We start from the raw sequence: 17,004 nt of genomic DNA on the forward strand, positions 1-17,004 counted from the left end.
TCTTTTGATCAGCTAGAAATCAGGGCGCCCAGTGCCGACTTCAACAAACTCTGAACTGGGCGGGGGCCACGCGCGTGACGCGCGCGGTTTCGGACAATCTTCAGTCGGCCGCTACGGCTTGCTTTTCAATGCCGTCGTAAATCAAGAAGGGCTTGTTTTCCCCCGCGATCACCGAGGCGTCGATCACAACCTTTCCGACATGGTCCATGGAAGGCAGGTCATACATGATGTCGAGCAGAACCTGCTCCATAATGGTTCGCAGGCCTCGGGCACCGGTCTTTCGCTCCATCGCCTTGCGGGCAATCCCTCGGAGCGCATCATCGCGCAGCTCGAGCTCGACACCCTCCATCTCGAAGAGGCGCTGATACTGCTTGACCAGTGCGTGCTTGGGCTCGGTCAGGATCCGCATCAGCGCCGGCTCATCCAGCTCCTCCAGGGTCGCCATCACCGGGAGGCGGCCCACGAACTCCGGAATCAAACCATAACGTATCAGATCTTCCGGCTCCACCGCGCTCAAGAGCTCGCCGATCTGGCGACGGTCATCTTGACTCCGAACCTCCGCGGAAAAGCCGATGCCGGTCTTGCGTGACCGGTTCTGAATGACCTTATCCAACCCGGCGAAGGCGCCTCCGACGATAAACAGGATATTGGAGGTGTCGACCTGCAGGAACTCCTGCTGCGGATGCTTGCGCCCGCCCTGCGGCGGCACCGATGCGATGGTGCCCTCGATCAGCTTCAGCAACGCCTGCTGGACCCCCTCGCCGGAGACGTCGCGAGTGATCGAAGGATTGTCGGACTTACGCGAGATCTTATCGATCTCGTCGATGTAGACGATCCCCGTCTGCGCCTTTTCGACGTCGTAGTCGCACTTCTGAAGCAGCTTCTGGATAATGTTCTCGACATCTTCCCCGACATAGCCGGCCTCGGTCAGGGTCGTCGCATCGGCGATGGTAAAGGGCACATTGAGGAGCCGGGCGAGGGTCTCCGCCAACAGGGTCTTTCCCGACCCCGTGGGCCCGATCAACAGGATATTGCTCTTGGCGATCTCGATGTCTTCCTTGGCCTCGGCGACCTCAAGACGCTTGTAATGGTTGTACACCGCAACCGACAGAACCTTCTTGGCCTGTTCCTGCCCGATCACGAACTCGTCGAGCCGGGTCTTGATCTCGCGCGGCTTTGGCAGATTGCTCGTTGCCTCACCGACGCCGTCCTGCATCTCTTCGCGGATGATGTCATTACAGAGCTCGACGCACTCGTCGCAGATGAACACGGAAGGACCGGCGATGAGCTTGCGGACCTCGTGCTGACTCTTGCCGCAGAACGAGCAGTAGAGAAGTTTCCCGTCTTCGCTCTTGCCGTGACTGTTTCCACTCATCGCGGATGACTCCCGTGGGGTCGGTTGTGGTCAGGGTGTCGGCGTCCGTGCTTGGCCAAGCTCAATCATAACGGTTTACTGTTAGATGGCAAGGCGGTGAAAGGCGCCGGACAGACTCGCGGACCTGGGGCCCCGACCAGGCCGCCCGGCCTTCGGCGAAGCGCTCGGGCGAGGCTCAGCTGTCGCCCTGCAGCAGCAGGGGGCGATCATCAGGTCTTCGCCGCGGCCGGCCCCCGCTCGGTGATCACTTTGTCGATCAACCCGTAAGTCTGAGCCTCCTCGCCCCCCATGAACCGGTCACGCTCGGTATCGTCGGCAATTTTCTCGATCGGCTGACCCGTGTGCTTCGCCAGGATCTGGTTCAGTCGGTCTCGGATGTAAAGGATCTCTCGGGCGTGAATGTCGATATCGGTCGCCTGTCCTTGGAATCCCCCCAGCGGCTGATGGATCATCATGCGGGAGTGGGGAAGGCAGAAACGCTTGCCTGCCGCGCCACCTGCCAGCAGCAAGGCGCCCATACTGGCGGCCTGACCGATGCACATGGTGCTGACGTCAGGACGCACGAAGCGCATCGTGTCATAGATGGCGAGGCCCGCGGTGACGGACCCGCCCGGCGAGTTGATGTAGAGATGGATATCCTTGTCCGGGTTCTCCGATTCCAGGAACAGCAGCTGCGCGACGACCAGGTTCGCCATGTGATCCTCGACCGGCCCGACGACGAAGATAACGCGCTCTTTGAGGAGCCGCGAGTAAATGTCGAACGAACGCTCACCGCGAGCCGTCTGCTCGACGACGATCGGAACCAATCCAAGTCCGGCGGGCTGCCAGTCTGAACGACTCGATAGATGATTCATGGGACGCATCACAACCTGTGTCTAACGGAGTTGGCGAGGCGCTGATCGGCTCAGCTTGGCCTAGGTGGGCGGGAACACCCCGACGATGTCTCAACGGCACGCAGCCGGCAACCTCGGTGCGGCAGGCGTCATGACGATGTCATCTCAGGCGGAATCTCGTCCGCCGACACCCGACAACCCCGGTTCGCGATACCGACCAACCGCGCACCTCGGCGCAGAAGGCCCTGCACCGGCCCGATCAGGCAACGGACGCTGACTCGGTCACCTCGGCGAAGCTGAACGGCTGGTCTTCGACCGTCACCTGGCCCAGCACCCAGTCGACGACCTGACCCTCGAGAACGAGGCTTTCGATCCCGCTCAGACGCTTGCGGTCGGCATAATAGTAGTCGATCACTGCCTGGGGGTGATCATAGGTCGATGCCATCTCTTCGACGGCGGCTCGCACACGTTGGGGATCAACCCGGATCCCCTGCTGCCGCACGATCTCCCCGATGATCAGCCCCAGCGAGACACGGCGGCGCGCGGCCTCGTCGAACAGTCCTTCCGGAACGGGAAGGTCCTTGGAGCGCAGTGAGTCGCGCATCTGCTCGCTCATGGATTGGATCTCTTGCTGCACCAAGACCTGCGGGAGCTCGACATCGTGGGTCTCGAGAAGCAGCTCCATCACCGCTTCCTTTCTGCGGGCGTCGAGCCGCTGCTTCAACTCGCGCTCCATGTTCTTGTGCACGTCCTCGCGAAAACGCGCCACATCCCCGTCCCCGACCCCGAAGGACCTCGCGAGATCGGCGTCGACCGCGGGCAGCTCCGACTCCGCCACCGCCTCGACGGTGACGTCGAAGTGCACGGGTTGACCCGCAAGCTGCTCGACCCGGTAATCGTCAGGAAAGACGAGATCCAAAGGGCGTTGATCGCCGGGCAACGCGCCGACCAACCCTTCCTCGAACCCCGGGATCATCCGGCCCGCCCCCAGCTCGATCTGGGCACCGGAACCCGATCCGCCCTCGAAGGACTCACCTGCGACCGTACCTTCGAACGAGATGGTCAGGCGGTCACCCATCGCGCCGGGACGCTCCACGGGCTTCCAGGTCGCGCGCTGACGACGCAGGCGCTGGATCACCGCCTCCAGGTCGTCGTCGGTGATCTCGGCCTTTGGGGACTTGATGACCCGTCCGGCGAGGGGCGCGAGCTCTAATTGGGGCAGCACCTCGAAGGTCGCGGTGAAGCCGAAGCGCCGCTCGTCGGCGTCGACCTCGGGCTCGATCCGCGGCATGCCGGCCGGGCGGAGCGATTCGCGTGCGAGCGCCTCGGAGAAGCTGGACTCCACCATCTCGCCGAAGACCTCCTGATGCACGGCGTCTCCGAAACGCTGCCTCAGGACCTTCATCGGGACCTTGCCCGGACGGAAGCCGGGCAGGCGTGCGCTGCGGCCTAGCTTGTGCAGGCGCTTCTCAACCTCGACCGCGACCTCCTCCGGGGGCAGATCGATCTTCATCCGCCGCTCGAGCCCTTCGCCCGCTTCCACCGAAACCTGCATTGATTGTCTCCCGTCGGTACCGCTCGCTGATTGGCTCCGCAGATTGCCGAGTCCTGGCTCGGGTGAGATGCCCGCAGCCCATGAAAGCAGGCCAGTATAGCCCGATGGTAAGAAATGCTCCAAACTCCGACCGGACTCTGACGCGCCCGCGATGAGAGTCGGCTCGCTCGCGCCGGGGCAGCCGATCAAGATCCAGATCGAGCTCGGCTGCGGATCTGTCCGCGTTGGCCGAGTCCCTCAGCGCTGCGACAGCGCCGGGACGCTGCCCCTCAAGGGGCATCCACGCCTCGCTCGTGCTCCCCCGTACGTCGCAGCTCCCGCTTCAAGATCTTTCCGGCGGCGTTTTTCGGTAATCCTTCCCGGATCACGAACCGACGCGGCACCTCATGCTGTCCCAGGTGCTCCCGACACCAGATACGCAGGTCCGCCGCGCGCGACCCTGAGCCCGAGCGCAGAACCACGTGGGCGACCGGCACCTCGCCGTGCCTCGAATCCGGATCCCCGACCACCGCCGCCTCGACGACCGACGGGTGAGCATAGAGCACCTCCTCGATCGCCCGCGGATAGACGTTCATCCCGTTCGTGATGATCAGATCCTTGATCCGGTCCACCAGGTAGACATACCCGTCGGCATCTCGATAGCCCAGATCTCCTGTCCGAAACCAATCGCCAAAAAATGACTCGCGCGTCGCTTCGGGCTGCCTGAAATAGCCCTTCATGACGCTCGGGCCGCGGACACAGACCTCGCCGCAGCTTCCATCGGCCACCTCCTTGCCCGCTCCATCGAGGATGCGGACCTCCACCGTCGGGATGGGCAACCCGATCGAGCCCGGTTTGCGTACGCCCGCGACCGGATTGACGCAGGTGACCGGTCCGCACTCGCTGGGCCCATCCCCTTCGAGCACGGGGATCCCGAAGCGATCCTCAAATGCGGCCATGAGCGCGGTCGGCATCGCCGAGCCCCCGCTCACGCAGACCCGCACCCCGCTCCAATGCGCGACCGTGTCCGGATCAAGTCGCAGCAGCAGGCCGTATAGGCTCGGGACGCCTAAGAAGACGCTGGCGCCGTGGCGCGCGATTGCCTGAGAGACCAATCTCGGCTCGAATCTGGCGACCGGGACGATCCCGAGGCCATGGACCAGCGGGGTCAGGACACCAACCGTCGCCGCGAACGCGTGGAACATGGGCAGCACGACCAAGACCCGATCCGCACTGTTGAGCGCCAGTGCGACAGCAATGGCGTCGGCATTCGCGAGCAGGTTGGAATGGGACAGCATCGCGCCTTTGGGGCGACCGGTCGTGCCCGACGTGTAGAGGATGGCCGCGATCGCCGCTTCCGGATCCTGGGGGCAGGCTGGTGCCGGGCCTCGATGGCGCATCATGACGCCGAAGTCCTGCACGGATGGATCAGCCGGACCGTCGCCGCCGATGCGCACCCGCAGGTCGACCCCGACCAGCCCATCGAGTGCCGCAGACGCAACGGCCTCGAGGGCCGCCTGATACAGCAGCCCGCTCGCACCGCTGTTGCCGAGGATGAAGCCCATTTCCTTGGGATTGAGCAGGAGGTTCAGCGGGACCAGGGTCGCTCCGGCCTTGAGGATGCCCAGGTAAGCCACGACGAACTCGGCGCCGTTGCCGCACAACAGGGCCAGTCGCGCCCCGTCCCGGACGCCGGCCCGGGCAAGGGACGCGGCGACACCATCCGAGGCCCGGTCGAGCGCGGCGAAGCTCCAGTCGCCCCGGTCCTCGAAGATGCAGGGGGCGCTACCACGCAACGCCGCGACCGCACGGAAGCGCGCGGGGATATCGGCCGGCATCGTCTCGACCGCCATCGAAGACGCAGTCAGATCACCTTCGAAAACCCGATCGGCCCCGTCTTGGTGGCCAGATAGGCGTCAAATACCATGCAGATGTTCCGAACAAGGAGACGCCCGCGCGGCAGGATGCGGATCTGACACTCATCGAGCTCCAGGAGCCCATCACCCGCCATGCCCCTCAGCTTCGACAGGGCATCCGCGAAATAGTCATCAAACCGGATCTCCCAAGCCGCTTCCGCGGACGGGATATCCAGCTCGAAATGGCAGATGAGACGGGTGATCATATCGCGACGGATCAGGTCGTCGCGGGTCAGCTCGATCCCACGGAACACGGCCAGGCGCCCGGCATCCAGATCGTCGTAGTATTCCTCGAGCCCACGTCGGTTCTGTCCGTAGGTGTTGTCGACCTTCCCAATCGACGTCACCCCGATTCCAATCAGATCGCAATCGGCGTGAGTCGAGTAGCCTTGGAAATTGCGATAGAGGGTCCCGGCTTGCTGGGCGAGGGCCAGCTCGTCATCGGGCCGCGCGAAGTGGTCCATTCCGATGTAGACGTACCCGGCGTCGGTCAGCCGTTCGATCGTGGACTGCAGGATGTCCAGCTTGACCTCGGGGGCCGGCAGATCGGCGGCATTGATGCGACGCTGTGGCTTGAAGCGTTCGGGCAAATGGGCGTAGTTGAAAACCGAGAGCCGCTCCGGATCGACCGCGATGATGCGCTCGAGGGTGCGGGCGAAGCTGTCGGGCGTCTGAAACGGAAGACCGTAGATGAGGTCGATGCTGATCGAGCGGAAACCCTCTGCCCGAGCGGCCTCGAGCACGGCCATCGTCTCGGCCTCCGTCTGGATGCGGTTGACGGCAGCCTGAACCCTGGGGTCGAAGTCCTGGACACCCAGGCTCATTCGATTGAATCCCAAGCGCCGGAGCAAAGCGACCCCGGCTGCATCGGCCTCGCGTGGATCGATCTCGATCGAATACTCGCCGATCTCATCGTCGGCCAACGTGAAATGACGACGGGTCACCTCCATCAGCTCCATCATCTGATCGTGACTCAGGAAGGTTGGCGTCCCGCCGCCCCAATGCAGCTGCTCGACGACGCGAGCGGAGTCGAAAAGCTCGGCCTGCAGCGCCAGCTCACGATGGACCCGCTCCAGATAGGGCGGCGCCAGCGATCGATCCTTGGTCGCAATCTTGTTGCAGGCGCAATAGAAACAGACGGTATCGCAGAACGGGATGTGGAAGTAGAGCGACAGCGGACGACCGCTCTGGTTGCTGCGCTCGCAGGCCGCGCGATAAGCGGCGATACCGAACGACTCGTCGAACTCCACCGCGGTCGGATACGAGGTGTACCGCGGTCCGCTTTGATCGTAGCGACGGATCAGATCCAGATCGAATGAGATGCCTTGCTCCACCGTTCAACCCTCCAGCCGCGGTGTGTCGGTGGCGACGCCCGCTCGGTCGTCTTCGTCAGGCCTTGCTCAGGCTTCATCCCCGCCGCTGTCGAGCCCGCGGCGGTGCGTCTCGTTGATCCGCTTGAGCAGGGTATGGAATGGAATCTCTTCCGCGTATTTTTCGGCCAAGTCCATGAAGAGGAGGTCCTCGCGGCCGAAGGTGTAGGCCCCTTCCGGCATCGCGGCGTCCAGCGCTCGAATGCCTTCTTGGCGTGGATCCAGGAAGGCCGGAAATCGGGCCATGTCCTCGATCTCGTACTCAAGACAATCGCGCAGGTCGGCGACCTCGAACACAGCCTGAGCGACCCACTCGACATACTCACCGGTGCTCGCAGCACGCCTCAGGCTCATCGACACAATGCCTCATCGAGCTCCGAGCGGTGACGTTCGAGCTGCTCGCGTGTCAGCAGGAAGACGCCCTCCCCGCCGCGCTCGAACTCCAGCCAAGTGAAGGGCACGGCCGGCAAGCGCCGCTCCAGCTCGACGGCTGAGCTCCCGACCTCGACCACCAGAATCCCTTCCTCGGTCAAATGGTCCGCCGCAGCGTCCAGGATCCGAAACACCAGATCGAGTCCATCGTCGCCACCGAGCAGCCCGACCTCGGGCTCCTTGCGGTACTCCTGCGGTAACAGGTCAAACGCGTCACGGGAGACATAGGGCGGATTCGAGACGATCACATCGTAGCGGTCGCCCGACAATGACGCAAAGAGGTCCGACGCCAGGACGCGTACCCGGTCTCCGACCTGGTGGCGTTCCACGTTGCGCCTCGCCACCTCCAGCGCGCCCGACGAGACGTCCACGAGGTCGACATCGGCATCCGGAAGATAGATGGCGGCCGCGATCCCGATGCAGCCGCAGCCGCTGCAGAGGTCGAGCACACGACCGATCATCTCGGCATCGATCCAAGGTTCGAAGCCCGCCTCCACCAGCTCCGCGATCGGTGAGCGTGGGATCAGAACCTCCCGGTTGACCAGAAACTCCAGGCCGGCAAACCAAGCGCGTCCAGTCAGGTAGGCCGCCGGGATGCGGTCGGACACCCGCCGCTCGATCAGCTCGGTCACCAGTACACGTTCGGCCGGGGTCAAGCGACACTCGCGAAAATTCGGTGGCAGTCCGGGACCGAGGCTCACCGCACCCAGCACCAGGTGCGCGGCCTCATCGATGGCGTTGTCGGTTCCGTGTCCAAAGGACACACCTGCCGCGTTAAAGCGACTCGCGCCCCAGCGCACAAAGTCTTGAATCGTGATCAAACCGTCTGGCTGCTCGGCCATAGAGCGAAAACAGGTTCATCAAAGCGGTGGCCCCAGCACTGCAGGATACCACTACCGATCGCGCCTGTTCAGCCCCGTTGCCAAGGGCGGGCTTTGAAGTCAGTCGCCCTGACCAAGCGACCCTACAGCCGGAGGAATGCCCCGGCATCCGAACGCCGGGGCAACCGATCGGTTCCGCTCAGGCCGCCCTGCGTTTGGCACGGTCCTCAAGATCGCCGACCTCGATCGTCGGGGAACCCGGTCGACTCCGACCTCGGTCGACCAGATCCTGAAGCGTGATGTCGCTCAAGAAGCGGAAGATCTCATCGCTGAGCTGGTCCCACAGATGGTGGGTCAAGCAGCGCTGACCGTCCCGGCAGTTCTCCCGCCCGCCGCACCGGGTGAACTCCACCCATTCGTCGACCGCGCAGATGATGTCGGCGATCGAGATCTCACTGGCCGGCTTACCAAGGTAATAACCCCCGCCTGGGCCGCGCACACCGCGCACCAGCTTCTTGTTTCGCAGCGCCGCGAACAACTGTTCGAGGTAGGAGAGCGAAATTCCTTGATTCACCGAGACGTCCGCCAGCGTCACCGGCCCGTTGCCGGAATGCAGCGCGAGGTCGAGCATGGCGGTAACCGCGTATCTGCCTTTCGTCGATAGTCTCATCTTAGGGATGCCTGGATAGGGTGAGCCGTGGGACGAGCACGAGACGAATCGGCGCGTCCTTGTCCCAAGTAAAATAGTCAACAATCTTGACATTTCAATACTCCGAGGCTCAAGACGTTCGGCGGCTCGCCTCGGCGGGGATGGGAAGGGGCCGATCGCGACGTTTGTTCCCCCCGCCGAGGGCATGCCGGATCAAAGACAGGTCGAGACCCGCGCATTGGGCTCGGGGAGCCGCTCGGCGACCTCTACGCACCCGAAGCCGTGTCCTTGCCGCAGACAGTACCCCAGCCACTTGGCGAGAAACAGGTTGACTTGCCACTTTGCCGCCAGAGCGGGGGACTGGTAGTCGGCACGCAACGGCAAGATGGTCTGGCGGAGGTCGAGGACCTCCACCTGTCGGGCATCGTGGTAAACCCTCAGCCGTGCATCGGGGTCAGCATAGACCCTTGGCTCGCCATGGACCGGGAAGAGATGCGTGAGACCGATGGTCGTCGTGAAGCGGGCCTGCTCTTGCACGTCCAGATAGAGCTCAACGGCCTCTGTGCTCCGCGAGGTGTAAACACCTGAGCGAGCCCGCAGATCCGGGACAAGACGCGAGAGCCGCCCGAAGTTCTCCTCGCAGAGTCCCATAAGCGCACCGACGTTCGGACGGCCGGAGAGAATGGAGGCAACTGCCGAGGCATGATAGGCACAGTGCATCGATGGCAGTCCCCGCGGAGCAGATCCAGGCACACTGGGCCGCCCTAAGCCTGCTTGGATGACTGCGCGTCGATTTGGCGCTTGACCTCTGCCATGTCCAGCTGCTTCGCCTTGCCCAAGAGCTCGCGGAGCTGAGCCTCGGGCAACGCGCCGGGCTGAGAGAAGATGATGATCTGCTCACGAAAAATCATCAGAGTGGGGATGGAGCGGATCTGGAAGTGGCCCGCAATCTCTTGGTGCTCTTCCGTGTTGAGCTTGGCGAAGACAACGCCTTGGACGTCGTCCGAGACCTTGTCGTAGATGGGGGCAAAAGAGCGGCAGGGACCGCACCAAGGTGCCCAGAAATCGACAACAACGAACTCGTTGTCCTGGATGGTCTGCTCGAAATTCGCCCTGTCAAGCTCTATCACCGCCATGCTGGATGTCCCGGAACTGAAGAAATTGAGACGATACTATCAGACTCCCCCGACCCCCGCAGTTTCACGCGTTCGCGACAGGGACTTTCAAACGACCTTCTGAGATCCCAGCGCCTCGAGCTTGGCGATGATCGCGTCGCGGATCCCTTCCACCGAGCCGATCCCCTCGACCCTCACGTAGCGCGGCGCGCCCTCGCCGCCCTCCTCGGCCCAGCTGGAGTAGTAGCGGATCAGCGGCTCGGTCTGCGCATGATAGACCTTCAACCGCTCCCGCACCGTCTCCTCGCGATCATCGTCACGCTGAATCAAGGGCTCTCCGGTCTCGTCGTCCTTGTCCGTTTCCTTGGGCGGATTAAAGAGCACGTGATAGGTCCGGCCTGACGCCAAGTGCACCCGCCGGCCCGACATGCGCCGGATGATCTCTTCGTCCGGCACATCGATCTCGACGACGACATCGACGCCGACACCGGCGGCCTTCAGCGCATCGGCCTGACCAAGGGTCCGCGGGAAACCGTCGAACAGATAGCCCGCTTTGCAGTCATCTTCGGCGATACGGGACTGGACCATGCCCATGATGATCTCATCGGACACCAGACCGCCTTCGTCCATGATCTTCTTGGCGGCCTTGCCCAGGTCCGTGCCCTGCTTGACATGCGCCCTCAGCATGTCGCCCGTCGAGATCTGCGGGATCTTGAAGTGCTCTTTGATGAATCCGGCTTGTGTACCTTTGCCGGCGCCGGGGCCGCCCAAGAGGATGACGCGCATGTCGCTATTCCCAGTTTCGTTGTATGGTCGAGGGAGTGTGCCACAGTCCCATTCACCAGGGCCACTGCGCAGAATCCATACCTGGATAAGCCTGCCGCATCGCTGAGCCAGTGATGGCGGTCAACCGCCGGCGATCATCATGTTGAGCATCAGCTTGTTCAGGCGCGCGACGAATCCCGCCGGGTCATCGAGCTGGCCGCCCTCGGCGAGCTGGGCCTGGTCGAAGAGGATCAGGGCCAGGTCCGAAAAGCGGTCGTCCTGGCTCTCGGCCTCGAGACGCTTGACCAAAGGATGGTCTAGATTGACCTCCAAGGTCGGCTTGCTCTCCGGGGCGGTCTGGCCAACCGCCTTGAGAACCCGTGCGAGATGGGCACTCATGTCGTGCTCGCCGACGACCAGGCAGGCCGGCGAGTCGACCAGGCGTGCACTGGGCTTGACGGCCTCGACCCGCTCGCCCAGGCTGGCCTTGAGTCGCTCGAGCAGATCCCCGTGTGACGCAGCCGCCTTTTCCTTCGCTTCCTTCTCCGCCTGACCGGCCAGCTCACCGAGATCCAGATCGCCCTTGGCCACGGACTGGAGACTCTTGTCCTTGTACTGGCCCAGGTGGCTGACCAACCACTCGTCGACCCGGTCGGAGAGAAGGAGCACCTCGATGCCCTTCTTGCGGAAGACCTCCAGATGCGGGCTGTGCCGGGCCGCCGCAGGCGTCTCTGCGGTGATGTAGTAGATCTTGTCCTGCCCCCCCTTCATGCGCTCGAGATACCCGTCGAGGGACTCGCGCTGCGCATCGCTCTCACTGTGCGTGCTGGCAAACCGCAACAGACCGGCGATGCGCTCCCTGTTCGCGAAGTCTTCGGCCGGACCCTCCTTGAGCACACGGCCGAACTCGTCCCAGAACTCGCCGTACTTCTCCGGCTCGTCCTTGGCCAGCGTCTCCAGGAGGCCAAGCACCCGCTTGGTGTTCGCCTGACGGATGGTATCGATCTTGCGGTTGTGCTGAAGGATCTCGCGCGAGACGTTCAGCGGAAGGTCGTCGGAGTCAACAACGCCCTTCACGAAGCGCAGGTAGTGCGGCATCAGCTTGTCCGCCTCGTCCATGATGAAGACGCGGCGAACATAGAGCTTCACGCCATGTTTCGGGTCACGTTCCCAGAGATCCCACGGCGCCCGCTTGGGGAGGAAAAGCAACGCGGTGTACTCGTTCGTCCCCTCGACCCGGTTGTGGGCATAGGCCAAGGGCACGTCGAAGTCGTGCGAGACATGCTTGTAGAAGTCGTGATACTCCGCCTCTGTGATCTCTGACTTGTTGCGCATCCAGAGCGCCGTCCCACGGTTGACCTGCTCATACTCGGGGTGTGCATCCTTCGCCTCCTGGGTCTCGTCGCCATAGTGCTCCTTGCGCATTTCCACCGGCAGGGCCAAATGATCTGAGAACTTACCGATGATGCCGCGCAGCCGCCAGGCGTCGAGGAACTCCTTCTCGTCGTCCTTCAGATGCAGCACGACATCCGTGCCGCGCCCGGGCTTCTCCAGCGTCTCCAGCGTGAAGCTGCCACGGCCGTCAGACTCCCAACGGACGCCATGCTCGGCGCCGAGTCCGGCGCGGCGGGAGATCAGCGTCACCCTGTCCGCGACGATGAAGGCGGAGTAGAAACCAACCCCGAATTGGCCGATCAGCTTGCTGTCCTTCGCCTGATCGCCGGAGAGGCTCTCGACAAAGCGCCGCGTGCCCGAGCTCGCGATACTTCCAATCGTCTCGATCACCTCTTGACGGCTGAGCCCGATCCCATTGTCCGATACCGTCAGGGTGCCGGCATCGCGATCGACCTCCACCCGAATGCGCAGGTCGCTCTCCCCCTCGTAGAGTCCGTCGTCGCTCAGCGCCTCGAACCGCAGCTTCTCTGCCGCATCGGAGGCGTTGGAGATCAACTCCCTTAGAAAGATCTCCTTGTTCGAGTACAGGGAACGGATGACGAGATCGAGCACCTGGCTGACCTCGGCCTTGAACTCCAGCGTTTCTTTGTGCGCTTCGACTGTCATAGTGCGTAGACACCTCACTCTTTCGTCAATCTGCAGAGGACTCAGGGGACGGAAGCAAACCCGCCGGCACCTGCTTTATGGCGTGTGATCCGGCAACCGCGCGAGCCGCGGCGGTATTGTCGCACGGGCCTCCGGGGATACAATGCCGTTGGAAACGTGTGACCGCACGGCCGGGTCCGGGCCCCGAAGACCAAGAGCAGCGACGGATGCCGTGCGCATCGGATCGCGCCGCGAGGCCGCTCGCGTCCATCAGTGCAGGCCCAGTCACTCCAAGTCAAGGGGTTGAAGATGCAACCGCAAGTCGTCGACACAACACCATTCGAGGGCCAGCGCCCTGGTACCTCGGGGTTGCGCAAGAAGGTCGGGGTATTCCGGCAGCCTCACTATCTGGAGAATTTCGTTCAGGCGATCTTCGATACCCAGACGGACCTCGCCGGCGGCGAGTTGGTGGTTGGCGGCGATGGCCGTTATTACAATCGTGAGGCAATCCAGACGATCCTGCGCATGGCCGCAGCCAACGGGGTCAGACGCGCCTTGGTCGGTCGCGGTGGGATTTTGTCGACCCCGGCGGCTTCCTGCGTCATCCGAAAGCGCCGGACCCAAGGCGGGATCGTCCTATCGGCGAGCCACAATCCCGGGGGACCCGAGGGAGATTTCGGGATCAAGTTCAACATCGCGGCGGGCGGACCGGCACCCGAGTCGGTCACCGAGGCCATCTTCGCGCGCACCCAATCGATTCGCCAGTACCGGACCCTCGAAGGCACACCGACGAATCTCGACGAGATCGGGCGCACGCGCGTCGGCGACATGGAGGTCGAGATCATCGACCCAGTCAGCGACTATGCCCAGCTCATGGAGTCCTTATTCGACTTCAACGCGATCCATCAGTTGTTCAACTCCGGACTCTTCCGGATGCGTTTCGACGCCATGCATGCCGTGACCGGCCCCTACGCCGTGGAGATCCTGGAGAGCCGGTTGAAGGCCCCGCCGGGCACCGTGATGAACGCCGAGGCGCTGGAGGATTTCGGCGGCGGCCACCCAGATCCGAATCTGGCCCACGCGAAGGCCCTGGTGGCGCTGACCAAGGGACCGGACGCCTTGGATTTCGGGGCAGCCTCCGATGGCGACGGCGACCGCAATATGATCCTGGGTAAAGACTGCTTCGTCACCCCCAGCGACAGCCTCGCCGTGCTCGCCGCAAACGCGCACCTGGTCCCGGGCTATGCCTCGGGTATCCGCGGGATCGCCCGCTCGATGCCGACCAGCCAGGCCGCGGATCGGGTGGCCGAGCAGTTGGGCGTGGAGTGCTTTGAAACCCCCACGGGATGGAAGTTCTTCGGGAATCTGCTGGATGCAGGCCGGATCACGCTCTGCGGAGAGGAGAGCTTCGGGACCGGATCGGACCATGTCCGCGAGAAGGACGGACTCTGGGCGGTCCTCTTCTGGCTGAACCTGTTGGCCGTGCGTCAACAGTCAGTGGCCGAGATCCTCAGCGACCACTGGCGCCGTTTCGGACGCAACTTCTACACCCGGCACGACTATGAGGCAGTCGACGCCGCCGCCGCGGAAGGCCTCATGCATCACCTGCGGATCCTCCTCCCCGATCTCCCGGGCCGGCGCCTCGGCGAGCAGATCGTCCGCTATGCGGACGATTTTGCCTATACCGACCCGATCGACGGCAGTCGCTCCGAACGACAGGGTATCCGGATCGGCTTCGAAAACGGGGCCCGCATCGTCTTTCGCCTGTCGGGCACAGGCACGGAGGGCGCAACCCTGCGGGTCTACCTGGAGTCCTTCGAGCCGGATCCGGCTCACCACCATCGCGACACCCAGGAGGCGATGCGGCCACTCATCCTGGTTGCACGCGAGCTCGCCCAGATTGAGGCCCGGACGGGGCGTCTCGAGCCCGACGTCATCACCTAGGAGCCTGTCTGATCGGCAATCCCGGCCAATAATCAAACGGGCATCCTCCCCGCACGGGAAGCGCTGAATCATTCAGCGCTTCCGCAGGTAGAAGCGGTCTCCCGGCTCCTCCATGTTCCGTTGCCGAGACGACTGATCGTGTCCAGTCGTCGTCACCCGTCCCCGCCGGGGCGAGCGCGCGACCGGGCCTCGGTCCGGTCAGTCCCCAGATCCGCGTCAGGGAAGCGGCGCGGGTCGATCTCGTCTTCATCCATCAGGATCCGCCGGCCGTCCCCCTCCAGATCGTCGTATTGACCGGTGCGGGTTGCCCAGAACAGCACGGCGACCGCCGCCAGGCCGAGGACCAGCATGCCCGGGATCAGGCCATAGATGACTTCCATCGCTCGATCAGACCTCCGTCTCAGGGCTTGGGCCCGCGCGCAAACCGACTCACCTCACACCCGAACCGGCCGGCTTTCAAGCGCTTCGCTCGCGTCATCGCAGGCGACCCGGCCCGCGCCGCGGCCCCGGGACACTCCGTTTGAGTCGAGAAAGGGACGAATCCGGGCCGAGTTGCCGATCACGGCCAGTGAGCTGAGCGGCATCGACACAGCCGCGATCAGAGGCGTGATGAACCCGGCCATCGCCAGCGGGACCATAACCAAATTGTAGACAACAGAGATCCCCATGTTCTGGCGAATGGTCCGAAGGGTTCGGCGCGACAGTCGAGCGGCCTCTTCGACCCGTTCCAGCCCGCTCGACATCAAGACGATGTCGGCACTGGCGATCGAGACGTCGGTCCCGCTGCCCATGGCGATGCCCACATCGGCTCGCACCAGGGCAGGCGCATCGTTGACACCGTCACCGACCATGGCGACGCGGTGGCCATTGCGCTGAAGCCCAGCAATCACCTGATCCTTTTCCTCGGGCAGGACCTCGGCGATCACCTCCACTCCACCAAGCTTGGCCGCGATCGCCTCGGCGGTCTCGCGCCGATCACCCGTCAGCAGCGTGACCCTGATCCCGCGCGCGCGCATCCGGCCGATCACCTGCGCCGCATCGGGGCGAAGTGGGTCCGCGACACCCATCCGCAGCACCTCCTCTCCAGCCACGGCGCAGTGCACCAGACCGACGTCGCCCGATCCCGGGACCCGCCCTTGCCCCCCCGCCCAGGGACGCACCCCATTGCGGACCAACCAGTCCCGACTGCCTGCCAAGACCTCGACGCCGTCGACACGGCCCTTGATCCCGAGACCGGCGGCGATCTCGACCTCCTCGACCGCCGCCATGGGCCCACCCACCTCGGCCCGCGCGCAGAGGTCCAGGATGGCGGCAGCCACCGGATGCTCGGAGAACCGCTCCAGCGCGCCGAGCCGCCGCAAGACCGAGCGCGCCTCGTCACCAAGGTCGTTGATCGCAACGGGCGTCCACCGGGCCACCTCCGTCGCCAATCCGGTCACGGTCGGGCGACCCACGGTCAGGGTCCCCGTCTTGTCGAAGACGAAGTGATCGATCGAGGACAGACGCTCAAGCACGGCGCCGTTCTTGACCAGGATCCCACGCGATGCGCCCAGCCCGGTCGCGACCGCCACCGCCATGGGTGTGGCCATTCCGAAGGCGCAGGGGCAGGTGATGATGAGGACCGCGGTGGCCGCCATGATGGCGACCTCCATGTCGACTCGCAACCACCCGAGGAAGGTCAGCATCGCCAGCCCGAGCGTGACCGCCACGAACCAGGGCACGATGCGGTCGGCCAAGCGCTGGATCGGGGCGCGACTGGCCTGGGCATCCTCGACCAGGCGGATGATGCGACCGAGCGCGGTCTCGCGCAGCAGCGCCTGGATGCGAACGGTGAGCACGCCTGCACCGTTGATGGTCCCCGCCACCACCTGATCACCGATCGATTTGGCGACGGGGCGCGACTCACCGGTCAGCATCGACTCGTCCACGCCACTGCCCCCGGCGATCACCTCCCCGTCGACCGGAATCCGCTCGCCCGGCCGCACGAGGACGCGCTCGCCGAGCCGCAAGGCGCGGATCGGCACGACGGACTCGGCCTCACCGGCATCCCCCTCGAGCCGCGTCGCAACCCTGGGCTGGAGGTCGAGCAGACGCTGGGTGGAGGCCACCGCCCGTCGCCGCGAGATCGCCTCCAGATAGCGGCCGACCAAGATGACGAACAGGAAGTTGACCACGGTATCCCAGTAGACATCGCCGACGCTGGAGAGTCC

Annotated in this window: 15 protein-coding genes; 1 reads left to right on the top strand and 14 read right to left on the bottom strand. The window is 64.1% G+C overall.

What is annotated here, in order from left to right; genetic code table 11:
* Positions 1-100 precede the first annotated feature (100 nt).
* From clpX to htpG, 12 genes are all read right to left on the bottom strand, one after another.
* Positions 101-1,375, bottom strand: coding sequence for an ATP-dependent Clp protease ATP-binding subunit ClpX (gene clpX, locus LJE61_RS15060; RefSeq protein ID WP_296910102.1), 1,275 nt, complete (start codon positions 1,373-1,375; stop codon positions 101-103).
* Positions 1,376-1,584: 209 nt separating this feature from the next.
* Positions 1,585-2,229 (bottom strand): ATP-dependent Clp endopeptidase proteolytic subunit ClpP, encoded by a 645-nt coding sequence (gene clpP / locus LJE61_RS15065; RefSeq protein ID WP_296910103.1) that lies wholly within the window; start codon positions 2,227-2,229, stop codon positions 1,585-1,587.
* Between the two features lie 238 nt (positions 2,230-2,467).
* Entirely contained in the window at positions 2,468-3,763 is a 1,296-nt protein-coding gene (tig, locus tag LJE61_RS15070) for a trigger factor (RefSeq protein WP_296918887.1), read from the bottom strand.
* 269 nt (positions 3,764-4,032) lie between these two features.
* Positions 4,033-5,595: an AMP-binding protein gene (locus LJE61_RS15075; RefSeq protein ID WP_296910007.1), complete on the bottom strand. Its 1,563-nt coding sequence runs from the start codon at positions 5,593-5,595 to the stop codon at positions 4,033-4,035.
* Positions 5,596-5,606: 11 nt separating this feature from the next.
* A complete protein-coding gene (gene hemN / locus LJE61_RS15080) occupies positions 5,607-6,992 on the bottom strand; it encodes an oxygen-independent coproporphyrinogen III oxidase (protein WP_296918888.1) in 1,386 nt (461 codons plus the stop codon).
* 66 nt (positions 6,993-7,058) lie between these two features.
* A complete protein-coding gene (locus LJE61_RS15085; RefSeq protein ID WP_296910011.1) occupies positions 7,059-7,382 on the bottom strand; it encodes a general secretion pathway protein GspF in 324 nt (107 codons plus the stop codon).
* Positions 7,379-8,302: a 50S ribosomal protein L3 N(5)-glutamine methyltransferase gene (gene prmB, locus LJE61_RS15090; protein ID WP_296918890.1), complete on the bottom strand. Its 924-nt coding sequence runs from the start codon at positions 8,300-8,302 to the stop codon at positions 7,379-7,381. Before prmB ends, LJE61_RS15085 begins: the two co-directional genes overlap by 4 nt.
* Before the next feature lie 178 nt (positions 8,303-8,480).
* Positions 8,481-8,951 (bottom strand): Rrf2 family transcriptional regulator, encoded by a 471-nt coding sequence (locus LJE61_RS15095; protein ID WP_296911798.1) that lies wholly within the window; start codon positions 8,949-8,951, stop codon positions 8,481-8,483.
* A 192-nt stretch (positions 8,952-9,143) separates the two neighbouring features.
* Entirely contained in the window at positions 9,144-9,650 is a 507-nt protein-coding gene (locus LJE61_RS15100) for a DUF1249 domain-containing protein (protein WP_296911800.1), read from the bottom strand.
* A gap of 44 nt (positions 9,651-9,694) precedes the next feature.
* On the bottom strand, positions 9,695-10,066 hold the full coding sequence (gene trxA, locus LJE61_RS15105) for a thioredoxin (RefSeq protein ID WP_296911802.1): 372 nt from the start codon (positions 10,064-10,066) through the stop codon (positions 9,695-9,697).
* Between the two features lie 87 nt (positions 10,067-10,153).
* The gene (gene adk, locus LJE61_RS15110) at positions 10,154-10,831 is read right to left on the bottom strand and encodes an adenylate kinase (RefSeq protein ID WP_296911805.1); all 678 of its coding nucleotides are present in this window, start codon (positions 10,829-10,831) and stop codon (positions 10,154-10,156) included.
* Between the two features lie 120 nt (positions 10,832-10,951).
* Positions 10,952-12,871 carry a molecular chaperone HtpG gene (htpG, locus tag LJE61_RS15115; RefSeq protein WP_296911807.1) on the bottom strand — a complete coding sequence of 640 codons (1,920 nt, stop codon included), beginning with the start codon at positions 12,869-12,871 and terminating at the stop codon, positions 10,952-10,954.
* Positions 12,872-13,159: 288 nt separating this feature from the next.
* Between htpG and LJE61_RS15120 the strand changes: the two genes are divergently transcribed.
* Positions 13,160-14,794: an alpha-D-glucose phosphate-specific phosphoglucomutase gene (locus LJE61_RS15120; RefSeq protein ID WP_296911809.1), complete on the top strand. Its 1,635-nt coding sequence runs from the start codon at positions 13,160-13,162 to the stop codon at positions 14,792-14,794.
* Between the two features lie 152 nt (positions 14,795-14,946).
* On the opposite strand, the gene ccoS is transcribed toward LJE61_RS15120, so the two are convergent.
* Both ccoS and LJE61_RS15130 read right to left on the bottom strand, forming a co-directional pair.
* A complete protein-coding gene (gene ccoS / locus LJE61_RS15125) occupies positions 14,947-15,174 on the bottom strand; it encodes a cbb3-type cytochrome oxidase assembly protein CcoS (protein WP_296911811.1) in 228 nt (75 codons plus the stop codon).
* 54 nt (positions 15,175-15,228) lie between these two features.
* A partial coding sequence (locus tag LJE61_RS15130; protein ID WP_296918891.1) for a heavy metal translocating P-type ATPase occupies positions 15,229-17,004 on the bottom strand: 1,776 nt, incomplete at its 5' end.

Origin of the sequence: Thiocapsa sp., assembly GCF_022340925.1 — a bacterium.
GTDB lineage: Bacteria > Pseudomonadota > Gammaproteobacteria > Chromatiales > Chromatiaceae > Thiocapsa.